Genomic DNA, 17,659 nt, shown 5'->3' with positions numbered 1-17,659 from the left:
ACGGGTAACACCATGAGTGAAATTATTGCCGAAAACCGCGGCGCGGATGCCATCACCCGACCGAACTGGTCAGCCGTTTTCTCGGTGGCGTTTTGCGTCGCCTGTCTGATTATCGTTGAGTTTTTGCCCGTCAGTTTGTTGACGCCGATGGCGCAGGATTTAGGAATTTCGGAAGGGGTTGCCGGGCAATCGGTGACCGTTACCGCTTTTGTGGCGATGTTTGCCAGTTTGTTTATTACCCAGACCATTCAGGCCACCGACCGGCGCTACGTTGTCATTCTGTTCGCCGTTTTGCTGACGCTCTCCTGCTTGCTGGTTTCCTTTGCCAACTCATTTAGTCTGCTGTTAATCGGTCGAGCCTGTCTGGGACTGGCACTGGGCGGATTTTGGGCGATGTCGGCGTCGCTGACCATGCGCCTGGTGCCGCCTCGTACGGTGCCGAAGGCGCTGTCGGTGATCTTCGGCGCGGTGTCCATCGCGCTGGTTATTGCCGCTCCACTGGGCAGTTTTTTAGGCGAGCTTATCGGTTGGCGCAATGTCTTTAATGCGGCGGCGGTGATGGGCGTACTGTGTATTATCTGGATTATCAAATCATTACCTTCGCTGCCTGGCGAACCGTCACATCAGAAACAAAATGCCTTTCGCCTGTTGCAGCGTCCGGGAGTAATGGCCGGGATGATCGCCATCTTCATGTCCTTCGCCGGGCAGTTTGCTTTTTTTACTTATATTCGTCCGGTGTATATGAATCTGGCGGGATTCGGTGTTGATGGTTTAACGCTGGTGCTGCTGAGTTTTGGTATCGCCAGTTTTGTCGGGACATCGCTTTCGTCCTTTATTCTCAAACGTTCGGTGAAACTGGCCTTAGCGGGCGCACCGTTTGTGCTCGCCCTGAGTGCGCTGGTTCTGACGCTGTGGGGAAGCGATAAAATTGTTGCTACTGGTGTGGCGATTATCTGGGGGCTTACCTTTGCTTTAATTCCCGTTGGCTGGTCAACGTGGATCACTCGCTCATTGGCCGATCAGGCAGAAAAGGCTGGGTCTATTCAGGTGGCCGTTATTCAGCTTGCCAATACCTGCGGTGCGGCAATCGGCGGTTACGCGTTGGATAACATTGGTCTGACTTCGCCGCTGATGTTGTCTGGCACATTGATGTTGCTGACTGCATTGTTGGTTACTGCAAAGGTGAAAATGAAGAAATCCTGATATCAGGTAAAGAAGCGTTGGTCAGTGGTTATTGCCGCTCTTACATATCCGGGCATTCTACCTTACCCAACGCTTCCCAATAATTGCTCTGATTATTACGTTCCATCGCCACGATGGCTTCGCGTATGTGTTGTTTATTATTTTCATCTGACAACATTAACTTTTCCCACGCTTCATCTGACAACGATGCCTTCGGGGTGCAAATTTTCCGCAAATCCTCTAATACCGTATTTTTCTCTTTTGCGGACTGCAGTGAGCTAAAAGGCGACTCGGCGTATACGATGCCGGGCATAGCGAAAACAGTGAAAATAAGCAGTAGTGTCGTTGGTTTCATGGATTCAACCTTTTACAAATGTGTATCGAATGAAGCATAAGTGTAGTTTGCTTTTATCGCTCTCATCATGCTGTACGAAACTCGCTTGTTTGGTCAGTAAGAAGTGCCAGACCTTATATTCCACTTTTATTCCTTTTTATTCTTATCGATAGCGTTTCGTTTTTTAAACCGCAGCGACCTTACCGCTATAGTCAGGTAATCATTAATAAAAGGATAAAAAATGAAACTGACAACACATCATCTACGGACAGGGGCTGCATTATTTCTGGCGGGGATCCTGCTGGCAGGCTGCGACCAACAAAACAGCGATGCCAAACACATTAAAGTTGGCGTCATTAACGGTGCTGAACAGGATGTGGCTGAAGTCGCTAAAAAAGTGGCCAAAGAGAAGTATGGCCTTGAAGTTGAATTAGTTGGGTTTAGTGGTTCGTTGTTGCCGAACGATGCAACCAATCAGGGTGAACTGGATGCCAATGTCTTCCAGCATCGTCCTTTCCTTGAACAGGATAATCAGGCGCACGGTTACAAATTGGTGGCGGTAGGAAATACCTTTGTCTTCCCCATGGCGGGCTATTCGAAAAAAATTAAAACGATCGATCAGCTAAAAGAAGGGGCGACAGTAGCGATTCCGAATGATCCGACCAATCTGGGTCGTGCGCTGTTACTGCTGCAAAAAGAGAAACTTATTACCTTGAAAGAGGGGAAAGGTTTACTGCCAACGGCGCTGGATATTACTGAGAATCCGCGCCATTTGCAGATAATGGAGCTGGAAGGGGCACAGTTGCCACGTGTACTGGACGACCCGAAAGTGGATGTAGCGATTATCAGCACCACTTACATCCAGCAAACAGGACTTTCTCCGGTGCATGACAGCGTATTTATTGAAGATAAAAACTCACCGTATGTGAATATTCTGGTGGCGCGGGAAGATAATAAGGATGCAGAAAACGTGAAGGAGTTTCTGCAATCTTATCAGTCACCAGAAGTTGCTAAAGCGGCAGAAACCCTCTTTAACGGTGGCGCGGTGCCTGGCTGGTAATGATCAACCGTGCCGCGCCGGATGATTACATTTTTCTGGCGCGGCGGCGGGAATCCATTGAAATCAAAATCACCGATGACAGAATCAGCAGCGTTCCCAGCCAATCTGGTAATGTGAAGGTGATCCCCAGTAACAGCAAAGAGAGTAGCGCGCTACTTAATGGTTCTGCGCAACTCAAAATACTGGCTTTCGGCCCGCCAATTAACTGTGCACCTTTCAGATACAGACTAAAGGTCAGTGAAGTTCCAATCACCACCAGATAGAAAAAAGCCAGAATCAGGCTGCCATTAACCACGAAATGTGTTCCTTGCCCGGCATAAAAGGGCAGCAGGACCAGCCCGCCAATGAGCATACTCCAGCCGACGACGGGCAACGTGCCGTAACGGGCAATGAGCGTTGAGGGGTATGTCGTATAGAATGCGGCAGCAAAGGCTGAAGCAACTCCCCAGAACAGCGCAGCAGGAGAGATCGACAACGATGTTGGATTACCGTGGGTGACCAGCAAAAATGTGCCTATCAGGGAGGTCAAAATCGCGGTAAATACCAGAATACCGGGGCGCGATTTTCGTACCAGTGAGAACCAGGCCACGATAATCGTTGGTGATAAAAATTGCAGCACCGTTGCTGTAGCTGCATTGGATTTTTCAATCGTCAGTAAGAAAGTAAGCTGGACGGTCAGAGCGCCAACAATAGAAAAAATAAGCAGGCTGACGGCATCCTTATGATTCTTAATGATCGAGAAGACTTTATCGCCGTGGACAAAAGAGAGCGTCAGCAGAATAAATCCGGCAAATATTAGTCGCGTCATAGTCAGAAACTGCGATGACATCTGACTTTGCTCCATGATGTATTGCGCGCAAACGCCTGAACTTCCCCATAATACGGCGGCAATCAGAACGTTTATCATCCCCTTTCTGGTGGAACCCATTTTTCCCTCTGCATACTGTTTTGTCGTTTATGTATGCAGGCATGATAGCAAAAATGGTGAGAATGCCCCCTTCCGGTAAACCAGTCATTTGATGGGACGAGATTTATGAAACGGGTGAAATACTTGTTAAACCGTCAGGTTATGACGTTATCATTTTGTTCTGACAGCGTGCTACTGTTCGCTTTTTATACGCGAAGATAGTTATGCAAATCCATAAAGTGATAACCCCCGAGTTTGTGAAGAAGTTTGCCTGCGTCGGTCCCAACTGCCTGATTTCCTGCTGTCAGGGATGGAAGATACACATCGACAAGAAAACCCATCATACTTACCTCAACGAACAACACCCGAAAATTGCCCAGTTGGCGAAAGAGAATCTATTACGGGTGCGAAATGGTAAAAGCCGCTATTCGATAATCAAACTAGACGCGCAGGGGCAGTGTCCGTTTCTCGATGAAAATAAACTCTGCATGGTCCATCGTGATCTGGGAGAAAAAGCGCTTTCAGACACCTGTGCTGTGTATCCACGTAGCAAAAGGCACTACGCGGATACAACTCGCCATTCGATGGTGCTCTCATGCCCAGAAGTAGCCCGACTGGTATTGTTTGATGCCGACAGCATGTTATTGCACGAACAGGATGAACTGTTGGCGAAGGCGAAAAATACCTTCACCGCCAAGCCGTCAGTTAATCAGATCCACCAGATTGTGCATCTCTTTGCCTGGCACCTCCTACAAGCTCCATCGTTGAACGTTGAAGAGAATCTGATGGCGCTGGCACAGTTTATGATTTACCTACAGCGCATTGAGTTCGATCTGCACAACCATTTTGCGCAGGCTGAACAGTACCATCAGGAACTAATAAGCAAGTTGGCGGCAGGTATGAGTCTGAATCGTCAATCAACCCCTACGGAGTCGGTGGGATTGAAGGTACGTGCGCTGACGGTATTGGGTTCGCTTGTCGCGAATAAGAGCAGCAGGGATCGTATTATTACTGACTTGCATCGTAAGATGGCGGTGTATTTAGACGTGGCAAACAGACCGGATAAGCAGGTTATGGCTGACAAGTTTGCTGTGCTGAACAAACAATGGCAGCAGCTATGCCAGGATTCTATCCTCAGTGCCCCGCATGTATTGCGCAATTTGCTGACCTACAAAATTTACCACAGTTATTTTCCGGGAGCTGATTTCTCAACGGCCATGCGTCAGGTTTACCATTTGATCCTCGACTATTTCTACATTAAGCATCTGTTGAGTCTGGTATCGCTGGAGGTCACTCCAGATGAGGCGACGGTACTGAAGATTGTGGCGAGTCTTGCCGAGACAACCTTGCACTCGCCAACTATTTACCAGCGGATGAATAAAGCGATCGACATGATTAATGCCGGGGACGATCTCTCCTGCCTGCTGTTGATTCGTTAAATTCGCCTGTCGGGGAGTGGGTTAAGCGTTTGTCTGACATGTCGCTTCCGTTGTAATAAATATTAAGAACAACTCCGGTAAAGCAGATTGAGAGGAAATTATCTGCTTTAAACGGTATTACAAGGGATTGCTGAACGTCAGGAGAGGAACTTTGGCGGAAGATCACAGGAGTCGAACCTGCCCGGGACCGCTGGCGGCCCCAACTGGATTTGAAGTCCAGCCGCCTCACCGGAGACGACGATCTTCCGCGCCTCGATTGCTACATGGAGGCGGGGCGCATTATAGCTAGTTCCTCGCCTTATCACATCCCCCATCACACTTTTTTCCGCTTCGTTTCACCTTGCCATGATCCCCTTCACAGAAACCTTCAGCAAATCCATAAGTTACATTTTGGCGTTACCACGATCACAGAAAACAAGAAACGTAATTTGATAACAAAAAATAGCAATATCCCCACTCTTTCGGATGGTTTACAAAGCAAGTCTGGGTATCGGGCTGCCTTACTGGTGTTTTCTTCTCTTGTCATGCCTGGAGTAACAAAACTTTCAGAGCGAAAGGAACGAATTATGAAAATCAGCGATGGAAACTGGCTCATTCAACCTGGTCTTAATTTGATTCACCCCATCCAGGTTTTTGATGTTGAGCAACAGGAAAATGAGATGGTGGTTTACGCCGCGCCGCGTGATGTGCGCGAACGCACCTGGCAGCTGGATATGCCGCTGTTTACGCTGCGCTTTTTCTCGCCGCAGGAAGGTATCGTTGGTGTAAGAATTGAGCATTTTCAAGGGGCGCAGGATAACGGCCCCCATTACCCGCTTAATGTGTTGTATGACGTTCCGGTGGAGATGCAAAACACCAGTGAGTTTGCCGAGCTGAAGAGCGGTAATTTGAGCATCCGTGTGACCAAAGGGGAGTTCTGGTCGCTCGATTTTCTGCGCAACGGCGTGCGTATCACGGGTAGCCAGTTGAAAAACAGCGGCTATGTGCAGGATACCAACACCCATCGTAACTACATGTTTGAGCGCCTGGATCTCGGTGTTGGTGAAACCGTTTACGGTCTGGGGGAACGTTTCACCGCGCTGGTGCGTAACGGGCAGACGGTAGAAACCTGGAACCGCGACGGCGGCACCAGCACCGAACAGGCATACAAAAACATCCCGTTCTATATCACTAATCGCGGCTACGGCGTGCTGGTCAATCATCCGCAGTGCGTCTCGTTTGAAGTGGGATCTGAGAAAGTCTCCAAAGTGCAGTTCAGCGTCGAGAGTGAATATCTCGAATATTTTGTTATCGACGGTCCGACGCCGAAAGCGGTACTCGATCGCTATACCCGTTTTACAGGGCGTCCGGCGCTGCCGCCCGCATGGTCATTCGGTCTGTGGTTGACGACCTCATTTACCACCAACTACGACGAAGCCACGGTAAATAGCTTTATCGACGGTATGGCAGAGCGCAATTTGCCGCTACATGTTTTCCACTTCGACTGTTTCTGGATGAAAGCCTTCCAGTGGTGCGATTTTGAGTGGGATCCGATAACCTTCCCGGACCCGGAAGGGATGATCCGCCGCCTGAAAGCGAAAGGGCTGAAAATTTGCGTCTGGATTAACCCCTATATCGGGCAAAAATCACCCGTCTTTAAAGAGTTACAAGAAAAAGGCTATTTACTCAAACGCCCGGATGGTTCGCTGTGGCAGTGGGATAAATGGCAGCCAGGTCTGGCGATTTATGACTTTACCAATCCGGATGCCTGCAAATGGTACGCCGATAAACTGAAGGGTCTGGTCGCGATGGGCGTTGATTGCTTTAAGACCGACTTTGGCGAACGTATTCCAACAGATGTTCAGTGGTTTGACGGTTCCGATCCGCAGAAAATGCATAACCATTATGCGTACATCTATAACGAACTGGTATGGAACGTGTTGAAAGACACCGTCGGTGAGGAAGAAGCTGTCCTGTTTGCCCGTTCTGCTTCTGTCGGCGGACAGCAATTTCCGGTGCACTGGGGCGGCGACTGCTACGCCAATTATGAATCGATGGCGGAAAGTCTGCGCGGTGGTTTATCTATTGGCCTTTCTGGTTTTGGCTTCTGGAGTCATGATATTGGCGGCTTTGAAAATACCGCACCGGCGCATGTTTACAAACGCTGGTGCGCATTTGGCTTGCTCTCCAGCCATAGTCGTCTGCATGGCAGCAAATCCTACCGAGTACCGTGGGCCTATGATGATGAATCCTGCGATGTTGTGCGCCACTTTACGCAGCTGAAATGCCGCATGATGCCATATCTGTATCGCGAAGCCGCTCGCGCTAACGCGCAGGGTACGCCGATGATGCGTGCAATGGTGATGGAGTTCCCGGACGATCCGGCTTGTGATTACCTTGACCGTCAGTATATGTTGGGCGACAGCGTGATGGTTGCGCCGGTGTTCACTGAAGCGGGCGATGTACAGTTTTATCTGCCGGAAGGTTGCTGGACGCACCTGTGGCATAACGATGAAATCGACGGTAATCGCTGGCATAAACAGCAGCATAATTTTATGAGTTTGCCGGTTTACGTGCGTGATAATACCTTACTGGCGCTGGGCAACAACGATCAACGTCCTGACTACGCATGGCATGACGGCACGGCTTTCCAGCTCTTTAATCTGCAAGACGGGCGTGAAGCCGTCTGTGAAGTGCCGGCCGCCGATGGTTCTGTGCTTTTCACCCTGAAAGCGGCGCGTAGTGGCAGCACGATTACCGTGACAGGCGCGGGGGAAGCGAAGAACTGGACGCTGTGCTTGCGCAATATTGTGAAAGTAAGTGGTCTACAAGGCGGTTCGCAGGCTGAAGGTGAGCAGGGGCTGGTGGTGACGCCTCAAGGGAATGCGCTAACAATTAATTTGTAATTTATTGAAGGAATGCCGGGTACGGCTGTGTCGTACCCGGAGAGATTGATTTTTACTGCACTGGTTCTGTCGACGTGACTTCACCGCTGGAAACGACGCCAGCATTCATGGTCTGGGTCACTTGCTGTTTCTCGGCGTTAACCGCATGGAGTTGCCCGTTAACCGTGGGTTTTAGCGGTGCATCGGCCTGAATATTGCCGTTGGCGGTGAGCTGAATATTGCCATCGCCAGTAATCGGTAGCTCTGGCCATCCCCACTGTTGCAGAATATTCACCGGCACACCGCGCCCGTTCAGGCTGATATGCGTCTGGCGCTGGGGCGTTTGTGAAACGCTGGCAGTGGCTTCCAGAATGCCTTTCTCGGTAAACGCGCTAAGTTCGCTGATATTCACCGTGCTGCTGTTAGCGGCCAGCGCCAGCGACGGACGGCGAACATCAACACGATTGAACGTCGCGGCGGCGGCATTCAGATTCGTTGTGCCACTCCAGATGCCCCATTGATGATTGGCAACCAGTGTCAGATTCGCGCCATAGCCATCGAGCGCGGTGAGTTGCCATGGAAAGTCAGGGTCGATATCAATGATCAGGTTGCGGCTGGCGCTAAATCTCTTCAGTTGCAGGCTGTTTAACCAGCCGGGTGTCGTTTCCATCCATAACTGTTGCCAGTTTTTTGGCAGGGTATATTCCAGCCCGACAATTGCCGCATCATCGAGGATCAGCGTTTTCCCGTCGCGTTGCCAGTTTCCTGATGTTCTGACCATTCCCCCTTCCCAGCGGCTGGTGAACTGGCGCAGCGCCACGCCCTGCGGGGAGAATTCTGCGTTCATAATCGGGTCAAACAAATGCAGCGAACCATAAATAAACTCGCTGGCGTTCATCGACAGCTTGCCTTCCTGTGTCTGCCAGTCATCTTTACTGAAGGTCATGTTGCGCAAGCTGAGATCGAGATCGGTCACCGCCCAGTCCGGACCTTGCAGGCGAGCATCTATCACTTCCAGTCGACCAATCTGTAACGAAGGTACAGAGCGCAATGGCGCAAAGAAATCAGTCAGTGATTTTTCGCTTTGCAGACGGATATCCGCCATGCGCAGGTTTTCCACCTGCCAGCTACCGTCGGCGTTACGCTGCGCGTTTCCGGTTAATGTGCCACGCGCGATATCGGCACCCAGATTGGTCAGCGTAACGCGATCGTTATCAATACTGCCTTCAACCAACACATTGGTGGCAGGGACATCATTGAGCGACAGGGAGCCAGCACTGAACTGAATCTGCGCTTTCGTTCCCAACACTTTACCGGCTTCTGGTGACCACGGAATGACGCCGCCATTTACCCGCTGCGCACTCAATTTCCACTCGCTATTTGGGCTATTAAATGCCATATCGCGCAGTTGCAGGCGATCGGCTTTGAACGGTAACGGCGCGGTCTGGTCGGTGAGATTCAGCGTCCCGTTTTCCAGCAGAATGGTATCGACATGGCGTGGTTCGGTCAGTTGTCGACTACTCAAGGCGATATCAACACTTTTTGCCACCAGGGTAGCGGGCTGTCCATCACGACCAAATGTGACGTTCTCCAGTATGATATGAGATGGCGCGGAAAAGCGGTGATCCATTGCCCCGAAGGCCAAATGATAGTCGCTATTTTCGGAAATCCATGCGCTGATATGCTCCGCACCCCAACGGGTTTGCAGAAGAAAATAGAGGCCAGTTATCACTACGAGTAGCGCGACGAAAATGTAGAGAAGCAGCTTCCCAATAAATTTCATAGTCTTCCATCCCGCGAAATACACATAAGGGAGTTATGCACGATTTACGCGCATTCCTCAAGGCGGGAATGGTGAAAGTGAGTCGCTGCGGCGGTACAGAAACTTACCGCCGCTAAGTGAATTACGGTTTTTCCGGCGGGAAAATCAGGTTCAGCACAATGGCAGTAATACCGCCAGCGGCAATACCTGAAGAGAGCAGATTTTTCAGCCAGTCAGGGGCAAATTGCAAAATCAGCGGCTGCTGAGAAACGCCCAGACCGACGGCCAGCGACAGCGCAATAATCAGAATTGCCCGACGGTTCAGCGGCTCGCGGGAAACGATGCGCACACCGGATGCGGCGATGGTGCCAAACATCACAAGCGTAGCGCCGCCCAGAACTGGCTCTGGGATGTGTTGCACAAAACCGCTCACTGCCGGGAACAGACCCAGCACTATCAACATCAGTGCCACCACAAAACCGACATAACGGCTGGCAACACCTGTTAACTGGATTACACCGTTGTTCTGTCCGAAGCAGGAGTTCGGGAAGGTGTTAAATACTGCTGAGACAAACGAGTTCAGGCCGTTTGCCAGCACGCCGCCTTTCAGACGTTTCATGTACAGCGGACCGGAAACCGGCTGTTCGGAAACGTCGGAGGTCGCGGTGATATCGCCAATGGTTTCCAGCGAGGTGATCATAAAGACCAGCATCAGCGGCAGCAGCAGACTCCATTCAATACCAAGACCGTAATAGAGCGGCGTTGGCACCATAATCAGTTCTTGCGTCATCGGCTCGTTGCTTTCTGGCAACATGCCCATAAACCACGCCAGCGCATACCCGGCCGCCATCGCAATCACCAGAGAGGCCACGCGTAAGTAAGGGTTACGTTGGCGGTTAAGCAGAATGATTAAGGCTAAGACCACGCCCGCCAGTAGCAGGTTTTTCGGTGCGCCAAAGGTATTGTCGCTCATGGCAGCATAGCCGCCACCAATGGACGTTAACCCAACCTGAATCAGCGACAGGCCGATAATCATCACCACGACGCCAGAAACCAGCGGCGTAATAATGCGGCGCGCCAGATGCAGAACACGGGAGATCACCATCTCCGTGCAACTTGCCAGCATCAGCGTACCGAACAGCGCTGCCATCATGGTGGGAACATCAGCACCGCCGGTCTTCAACGCCGTGCCGCCCATAATCAGCGGGGCAACGAAGTTGAAACTGGTACCCTGAATCGACAACAACCCGGAACCTACCGGCCCCCAGGCTTTAATCTGAATAATTGATGCCACACCGGAGGCAAACAGCGACATACTAATAATGTGTTGCGTGTCCTGTGCCGGTAAACCTAACGCCTGGCAGATTAACAGTGCTGGCGTGATTACCGCGACAAACATCGCCAGCAGATGCTGACAGGCGGCAAACAGAGTTTGAGCAAGCGGTGGACGATCTTCAAGACGATAAATCAGTTCGCTGTTTTGAGTCTGCGCAACCGGTTGCGCATTTTCTGACTCGAGGGTGGAAACAGACATCGAAAACAATCCCGTGGTAGCAAAGCGGGCATTTTAGCTGACCGAAGGGCAAAAGCAAACGTTTGCCATGCATTCTTATAAATATTTAAATGCGATAAATGCACTTTTTTATATAACTTTTGGTTGTTTTCTGCTTAAAATCCATGCCATTTTTTTATTTTCAGCTAAGAATTCGAACCGGGAATGCATGACTCGAAACTCGTCATAGTGCACCTTACAGTACATGTGCGATGAAGTATGACGAGTATGAAAGAGTGGTGCGGATACAAAGGAGCTATCTATGTTTCATCTCGACACTTTAGCAACGCTTGTTGCCGCAACGCTGACGTTGCTGCTCGGGCGCAAATTAGTTCACTCTGTCTCCTTTTTGAAGAAATACACCATACCGGAACCTGTTGCGGGTGGTTTGCTGGTGGCGCTGGCGCTGCTGGTGCTGAAAAAAAGCATGGGCTGGGAAGTCAACTTTGATATGTCGCTGCGCGATCCGTTGATGCTGGCTTTCTTTGCCACCATCGGCCTGAACGCCAACATTGCCAGCTTACGTGCCGGTGGACGTGTGGTGGGTATCTTTCTGATTGTGGTTGTTGGCTTACTGGTGATGCAAAACGCCATCGGTATTGGTATGGCCAGCCTGTTAGGACTTGATCCGCTGATGGGGCTGCTGGCCGGTTCTATTACGCTTTCCGGCGGTCACGGTACGGGAGCTGCGTGGAGTAAATTGTTCATTGAACGTTACGGCTTTACTAACGCGACGGAAGTGGCGATGGCCTGTGCAACGTTCGGTCTGGTACTGGGCGGGTTGATTGGTGGCCCGGTGGCGCGTTATCTGGTGAAACACTCCACCACACCGAACGGTATTCCGGATGACCAGGAAGTCCCGACGGCGTTCGAAAAGCCAGATGTAGGGCGTATGATCACCTCGCTGGTGCTGATTGAAACTATCGCGCTGATTGCTATCTGCCTGACAGTGGGCAAAGTCGTTGCTCAACTTTTGGCTGGCACTGCTTTTGAATTACCAACCTTCGTTTGTGTGCTGTTTGTAGGCGTGATTTTGAGCAACGGCCTGTCAATGATGGGCTTTTATCGCGTCTTTGAACGTGCGGTATCGGTGTTGGGTAACGTAAGTCTGTCGTTGTTCCTGGCGATGGCGCTGATGGGCCTGAAGCTGTGGGAGCTGGCTTCGCTGGCGCTGCCGATGCTGGCGATTCTGGTGGTACAGACCATCTTCATGGCGTTGTACGCCATATTTGTCACCTGGCGCATGATGGGCAAAAACTACGATGCGGCGGTGCTGGCTGCGGGTCACTGTGGTTTTGGCCTCGGTGCAACGCCAACGGCAATCGCTAACATGCAGGCGATCACCGAACGTTTTGGCCCTTCACATATGGCCTTCCTGGTGGTGCCGATGGTCGGTGCGTTCTTTATCGATATTGTTAACGCGCTGGTGATTAAGCTGTATTTGATGTTGCCGATTTTTGCGGGTTAACCGATGAAGCGGCGGTGTAAGTGCCGCCGCAACAAAGACAAATGCCAGATGCGCTTCGCTTATCAGGCCTATGTATTGATCACCATTTATTGAGTTCGTAAGTTTCTGTAGGCTGGATAAGGCGTTCACGCCGCATCCAGTAGGAAGGTAGATCAACCTGAAACGGCGGTCTTCTCACCGCCGTCTTTTACGCGTTGGAGTAACGTTCTGTTTCTGGCATCCAGCGTTCTATCAGGGCTTTAGCCTGTTGTGGATAACGTTCGTGAATATGCCGCGCCAGGCGTTGAACTTCCGGGATCATCGCCTGATCGCGCAGTAAATCTGCCACTTTAAATTCAGCATTACCCGTCTGACGCGTGCCTAACAGTTCACCCGGTCCGCGAATCTCTAAGTCTTTCTGTGCAATCACAAACCCGTCGTTGCTGTCGCGCAGCACTTGCAGGCGAATTTGCGCCGTTTTAGACAGCGGCGTTTTGTAGAGCAGCACACAGTGAGAAGCCACCGCGCCACGACCTACGCGCCCGCGAAGCTGGTGCAACTGTGCCAGACCCAGACGCTCCGGGTTTTCGATGATCATCAGGCTGGCGTTAGGCACATCAACGCCGACTTCAATAACGGTTGTGGCAACCAGCAGGTGTAGCTCACCTTGTTTAAACGACGCCATCACTGCCTGCTTCTCGGCTGGTTTCATCCGTCCGTGTACCAGGCCAACGTTCAGTTCTGGCAACGCCAGTTTCAACTCTTCCCACGTAGCTTCTGCTGCCTGTGCTTCCAGTAACTCTGACTCTTCAATCAACGTACAAACCCAGTACGCCTGACGCCCTTCAGTCATGCAGGCGTGGCGTACGCGGTCGATAATGTCGTTACGACGCGTATCCGGGATTGCCACTGTCGTCACTGGGGTACGTCCTGGCGGCAGTTCATCAATGACTGAGGTATCGAGATCAGCATACGCAGTCATCGCCAGCGTGCGGGGGATCGGTGTGGCGGTCATGATCAACTGATGCGGATGGAAGCCTTGCTGCTGGCCTTTCTCCCACAATGCCAGACGCTGATGCACGCCAAAGCGATGCTGTTCGTCGATAATCACCAGCGCCAGGCCGTTAAACTGCACCTGTTCCTGGAAAATAGCGTGAGTGCCAACAATCATCTGTACCTGACCGCTGGCAATGGCTTCTTGCTGAGCCAGTCGCGCTTTACCTTTCTGTTTACCGGCGAGCCAGCCCACTTCGATACCGAGCGGTTCAAACCAGTTGCGGAAGTTATTGGCGTGCTGTTCAGCAAGCAGCTCGGTTGGTGCCATCAATGCCACCTGTTTACCGTGAGCAATAGCACGCAACGCGGCGAGGGCGGCAACCAGCGTTTTACCGGAACCTACATCGCCCTGCACCAGGCGCATCATCGGCACATCCAGCGCCATGTCGCGCTCGATCTCCGCCACTACGCGTGCCTGTGCGCCCGTTGGCTTGAATGGTAAGGCAGCGAGGAGTTTATTTTTCAGCGCGTCGTTGGCGCTAAGCGGCTGGGCATGAAAACGTTGTGCTCCGGCGCGTAACGCCAACATGCTGAGGTTGTGCGCTAGCAGTTCTTCCAGAATCAGACGACGTTGCGCCGGATGCTGCCCGGTTTCCAGATCGCTTAGTTGCAGCGTCGGCGGTGGGCGATGCAGGGTGCGCAAGGCCTCCGGTAACGTCATCATTCCTTTTGATAACTCTGGCGGTAATAACTCTTCAATGGCGCAGGTGTCGAGCAGATCCAGTGCCTGGTCGGTTAATTTACGCAGCGTTGTCTGCTTTACGCCTTCGGTAGTTGGATAAACCGGTGTGAGTGTCTCCTGCAACTCCGGCATGCTGAGATCGCCCTGTACGCGGTATTCTGGGTGGATCATCTCCGCACCATATTTGCCACGCTTTGCTTCGCCGTAAGCCAGCACGCGTCGCCCGGTCGCCAGGCTATTTTTCATCGCCGCGCTGAAATTGAAAAAGCGCATGGTGAGAATGCCGGAACCGTCGCTAATCTGGCAGGTCATCATGCGCCGACCGCCGAAGGAGATATTGCAGTTCAGTACTTCGCCTTCTACCGTGGCATAAACACCTGGCAGTAGCTCACCGATGGGGTAGAGATGGGTACGATCTTCGTAGCGCAAGGGAAGGTGTAAGAGTAAATCCTGCACGGTATGCAGGTTGATTTTCGCCAGTTTGTTACTTTGCGCTGCGCCCACGCCCGTTAGGGAACTGAGCGGGACAGCATCTAACAGGCGACCTTTCATGGCGTTTACCCTGCGGCCTGCATAGTGGCCCACCAGTCTGCATCAGCTTCAATCTCGCCTTGCTGATTGACATGGGGGTAGGGCAGACCTTTGCGTTTCGCGACCTTTGCCAGCACCGGATAGCCGCCTTCAAACAGCAGACGTTGTTGCTCTGCTTCCGGCAACATACTGTTTTCACGCAGATACATGCCTGCATTTTGCCGCTGACGTTGGGCTTCGTAGAGAATGAGAGCGGAGGCAACAGAGACGTTCAGTGACTGCACCATGCCGATCATCGGAATGATGATGTCCTGATCCGCCAGTGCTAACGCTTCCTGAGTGATGCCCGTTTTCTCCTGACCCATCAAAATACAGGTCGGGCGGGTGTAATCAATTTCGCGGAAATCGACAGCGTTATCAGAAAGATGGGTTGCCAGAATCTGCATGCCCTGACCTTTCAGATGGGCGACGGCATCGCCAATGGTACGGTGTGTCTTCACTTGTACCCAGCTGTTGCTGCCCGCTGCTGCTGAGGCCATGGTGCGCATTCGGCTGCCTGGCCAGACGGCGTGGACTTCGTGTACACCAACGGCATCTGCGGTACGAATGATCGCAGAAACGTTATGAGGTTTGTGGACCTGCTCCATGCAGACGGTCAGATCAGGCTGCCGCCTGGCGAGCATTTCGCAGATACGTGCATAACGTGTTGGGTTCATAAAGCATTAATTTCGGTTTCGGGTGACTTTAATCACGTCTGGCATCACGCGGATTTTGCGCATGATATTCGCCAGATGCACGCGGTCACGGGCGGTCAGACGAATAAAGGCGCTGTAGACGCGACCATCTTTCTCTTCCGTATTCAAACTTTGAATATTGGAGGTCGTGGTGTTAATTGCCGCCGTCAGGTTTGCCAGTGCGCCCTGGTGGTTAAACATCTCCACCTTAATTTCGGTGATGAACTCCTGCGCCGTCTCTTTATCCCATTCCACAGCCATAAACTTCTCTGGCTCTTTCTGGTAGCCACGGATGTTACGGCAGGATTCATGGTGGATCACCAGACCTTTGCCGGGGCTGACGTGGGCAATAATCGGGTCGCCAGGGATAGGGCGGCAGCATTTTGCAAAGGTGATCAGCACGCCATCGGCACCTTTAATCGGCAGATGCCCGTGACTTTGGGTCGCTGGCGGAATGGAAGCGTCACCATGTTGCAGATTTTTCGCGACCACCACGCTCATTGCGTTACCAAGGCCGATTTCCGCCAGCAGATCGTCAAGAGTCGCCAGCTTCATGCGGTCCAGTTCGCGCTGAATATTTTCCTGCGGGATTTCATTGAGCTTACGGCTACCACCCAACGCGTGGTTGAGCAGGCGACGCCCCAGGCTAACGGAGTCATCACGCTTGAGGTTTTTCAGCAACTGACGAATCTTGGCGCGCGCTTTCGAGCTGACGACAAAGTTCAGCCACGCAGCATTCGGGCGAGCGCCCGGTGCGGTAATGATTTCAACGGTCTGGCCGCTGGAGAGCGGCTGCGACAGCGGGTAAGGCTGACGGTCAACACGTGCGCCCACGCAGGCATGACCGATATCGGTATGCACCGCATAAGCGAAGTCGACAGGCGTTGCACCGGCAGGCAGCTCGACAATGCGCCCTTCCGGTGTGAAAACGTAAATCTCATCCGGGAAGAGATCGGATTTAACGCTCTCGATAAATTCGAACGAGCTACCGGCGCTCTGTTGCAGCTCCAGTAGGCTTTGCATCCAGCGCTGGGCGCGGATTTGTGCGGTAGTGCTGGTTTCGCCGTGCTCTTTATAAGCCCAGTGCGCGGCAACACCCATTTCTGCCATCTGATCCATATCTTCGGTACGGATCTGGACCTCAACCGGCACGCCGTGCGGGCCAATCATCGAGGTGTGCAAAGACTGATAGCCGTTTGCTTTTGGAATGGCGATGTAGTCTTTCACGCGACCTGGACGCGGCTTATACAGGCTGTGCATCTGGCCGAGCACGCGATAACAGGTGTCGGAATCATTGACGATCACGCGGAACGCGTAGATGTCCATGATTGAGTGAAAACGCTGCTCTTTGAGCACCATTTTGCAGTAAATCGAATAAAGATGTTTCTCGCGACCACTGACGCGGCACGGAATTCCCGCTTCCTGCAAACGCCCTTCGATTTCCGAGAGGATTTTTTGGATCATCTCTTTACGATTGCCGCGCGCGGCTTTCACCACTTCTTTAATTACGCGATAACGGTTGGGATACAGCGCCTCAAAACCCAGCTCTTCGAGTTCGGTTTTAATGTGGTGGATACCTAAACGGTGCGCCAGCGGGCTGTAGATTTCGAGAGTTTCACGGGCGATGCGGCGACGTTTATCCGGGCGAAGTGAGCCCAGCGTGCGCATGTTGTGGGTACGGTCGGCAAGTTTGATGAGAATGACGCGGATATCCTGCACCATCGCCATAATCATCTTGCGAAAGTTTTCGGCCTGCGCCTCTTTCTTATCGCGGAACTTGAGTTTATCAAGTTTCGACACCCCCTCTACCAGTTCGGCGACGCTTTTACCAAAAAGCTGTTCCATATCCTGGTAGGTGGCGGGAGTATCTTCAATTACGTCATGCAGTAGCGCTGCCATCAGCGTTTCATAGTCGAGTTTCATCTCGGCCAGAATGCAGGCAACCGCCACCGGGTGCGTGATATAGGGTTCACCGCTTGAACGTGTTTGCCCCTCGTGAGCATCACGTGCAACGAGATACGCCTGCCGCAGACGCTTGATTTGGTCTTCCGGCAGGTAGGTTTGAATCAGTTGATTCAGGCTTTCAAACAGATACAAGGGCGACCCGCT

The 17,659-nt window shown here is 52.0% G+C and carries 11 protein-coding genes, 1 tRNA gene and 1 pseudogene; 5 read left to right on the top strand and 8 right to left on the bottom strand.

The window, feature by feature from the left end:
- Positions 1–12 precede the first annotated feature (12 nt).
- Positions 13–1,203, top strand: a complete 1,191-nt coding sequence (gene nepI, locus D9742_RS01340; protein WP_130235743.1) for a purine ribonucleoside efflux pump NepI — start codon at positions 13–15, stop codon at positions 1,201–1,203.
- 40 nt (positions 1,204–1,243) lie between these two features.
- On the opposite strand, the gene yicS is transcribed toward nepI, so the two are convergent.
- A complete protein-coding gene (yicS, locus tag D9742_RS01335; RefSeq protein WP_130235742.1) occupies positions 1,244–1,537 on the bottom strand; it encodes a protein YicS in 294 nt (97 codons plus the stop codon).
- Positions 1,538–1,757: 220 nt separating this feature from the next.
- Here yicS and nlpA point away from each other — a divergent pair, with 220 nt between their 5' ends.
- Positions 1,758–2,576, top strand: a complete 819-nt coding sequence (gene nlpA / locus D9742_RS01330) for a lipoprotein NlpA (RefSeq protein ID WP_130235741.1) — start codon at positions 1,758–1,760, stop codon at positions 2,574–2,576.
- 3 nt (positions 2,577–2,579) lie between these two features.
- Here the strand turns inward: nlpA and D9742_RS01325 are convergent.
- Positions 2,580–3,504, bottom strand: a pseudogene (locus tag D9742_RS01325) (carboxylate/amino acid/amine transporter).
- Between the two features lie 203 nt (positions 3,505–3,707).
- Here D9742_RS01325 and fliB point away from each other — a divergent pair.
- Positions 3,708–4,922 carry a flagellin lysine-N-methylase gene (gene fliB / locus D9742_RS01320; protein WP_130235739.1) on the top strand — a complete coding sequence of 405 codons (1,215 nt, stop codon included), beginning with the start codon at positions 3,708–3,710 and terminating at the stop codon, positions 4,920–4,922.
- A 152-nt stretch (positions 4,923–5,074) separates the two neighbouring features.
- Here the strand turns inward: fliB and D9742_RS01315 are convergent.
- A tRNA-Sec gene (locus tag D9742_RS01315) sits at positions 5,075–5,169 on the bottom strand.
- Between the two features lie 319 nt (positions 5,170–5,488).
- Between D9742_RS01315 and yicI the strand changes: the two genes are divergently transcribed.
- Positions 5,489–7,807: an alpha-xylosidase gene (yicI, locus tag D9742_RS01310; protein ID WP_130235738.1), complete on the top strand. Its 2,319-nt coding sequence runs from the start codon at positions 5,489–5,491 to the stop codon at positions 7,805–7,807.
- Positions 7,808–7,859: 52 nt separating this feature from the next.
- Here yicI and D9742_RS01305 read toward each other — a convergent pair whose 3' ends face one another.
- Entirely contained in the window at positions 7,860–9,569 is a 1,710-nt protein-coding gene (locus D9742_RS01305) for an AsmA family protein (protein ID WP_130235737.1), read from the bottom strand.
- Between the two features lie 121 nt (positions 9,570–9,690).
- On the bottom strand, positions 9,691–11,082 hold the full coding sequence (gene xanP / locus D9742_RS01300; protein ID WP_130222452.1) for a xanthine/proton symporter XanP: 1,392 nt from the start codon (positions 11,080–11,082) through the stop codon (positions 9,691–9,693).
- Between the two features lie 280 nt (positions 11,083–11,362).
- Here xanP and gltS point away from each other — a divergent pair, with 280 nt between their 5' ends.
- A complete protein-coding gene (gene gltS, locus D9742_RS01295; RefSeq protein WP_062883740.1) occupies positions 11,363–12,568 on the top strand; it encodes a sodium/glutamate symporter in 1,206 nt (401 codons plus the stop codon).
- Positions 12,569–12,755: 187 nt separating this feature from the next.
- On the opposite strand, the gene recG is transcribed toward gltS, so the two are convergent.
- The 3 genes from recG to spoT are packed head-to-tail and all read right to left on the bottom strand — an operon-like array spanning position 12,756 to position 17,647.
- A complete protein-coding gene (gene recG / locus D9742_RS01290) occupies positions 12,756–14,837 on the bottom strand; it encodes an ATP-dependent DNA helicase RecG (protein ID WP_130235736.1) in 2,082 nt (693 codons plus the stop codon).
- A 5-nt stretch (positions 14,838–14,842) separates the two neighbouring features.
- The gene (gene trmH, locus D9742_RS01285; RefSeq protein ID WP_001070177.1) at positions 14,843–15,532 is read right to left on the bottom strand and encodes a tRNA (guanosine(18)-2'-O)-methyltransferase TrmH; all 690 of its coding nucleotides are present in this window, start codon (positions 15,530–15,532) and stop codon (positions 14,843–14,845) included.
- A 6-nt stretch (positions 15,533–15,538) separates the two neighbouring features.
- Positions 15,539–17,647, bottom strand: a complete 2,109-nt coding sequence (gene spoT / locus D9742_RS01280; protein ID WP_105458627.1) for a bifunctional GTP diphosphokinase/guanosine-3',5'-bis pyrophosphate 3'-pyrophosphohydrolase — start codon at positions 17,645–17,647, stop codon at positions 15,539–15,541.
- Positions 17,648–17,659: the final 12 nt, after the last annotated feature.

It is taken from the genome of Escherichia sp. E1V33 (assembly GCF_004211955.1).
Classification (GTDB): Bacteria; Pseudomonadota; Gammaproteobacteria; order Enterobacterales; family Enterobacteriaceae; genus Escherichia.
Note: the sequence above shows the minus strand (reverse complement) of the source record. Positions and strands in the feature narration are given on the sequence as shown.

Bases quoted from the DNA above. Each gene is read 5' to 3' on its own strand.
- nepI (WP_130235743.1), top strand. From the start codon at position 13: ATGAGTGAAATTATTGCCGAAAACCGCGGCGCGGATGCCATCACCCGA.
- yicS (WP_130235742.1), bottom strand. From the start codon at position 1,537: ATGAAACCAACGACACTACTGCTTATTTTCACTGTTTTCGCTATGCCC.
- nlpA (WP_130235741.1), top strand. From the start codon at position 1,758: ATGAAACTGACAACACATCATCTACGGACAGGGGCTGCATTATTTCTG.
- fliB (WP_130235739.1), top strand. From the start codon at position 3,708: ATGCAAATCCATAAAGTGATAACCCCCGAGTTTGTGAAGAAGTTTGCC.
- yicI (WP_130235738.1), top strand. From the start codon at position 5,489: ATGAAAATCAGCGATGGAAACTGGCTCATTCAACCTGGTCTTAATTTG.
- D9742_RS01305 (WP_130235737.1), bottom strand. From the start codon at position 9,569: ATGAAATTTATTGGGAAGCTGCTTCTCTACATTTTCGTCGCGCTACTC.
- xanP (WP_130222452.1), bottom strand. From the start codon at position 11,082: ATGTCTGTTTCCACCCTCGAGTCAGAAAATGCGCAACCGGTTGCGCAG.
- gltS (WP_062883740.1), top strand. From the start codon at position 11,363: ATGTTTCATCTCGACACTTTAGCAACGCTTGTTGCCGCAACGCTGACG.
- recG (WP_130235736.1), bottom strand. From the start codon at position 14,837: ATGAAAGGTCGCCTGTTAGATGCTGTCCCGCTCAGTTCCCTAACGGGC.
- trmH (WP_001070177.1), bottom strand. From the start codon at position 15,532: ATGAACCCAACACGTTATGCACGTATCTGCGAAATGCTCGCCAGGCGG.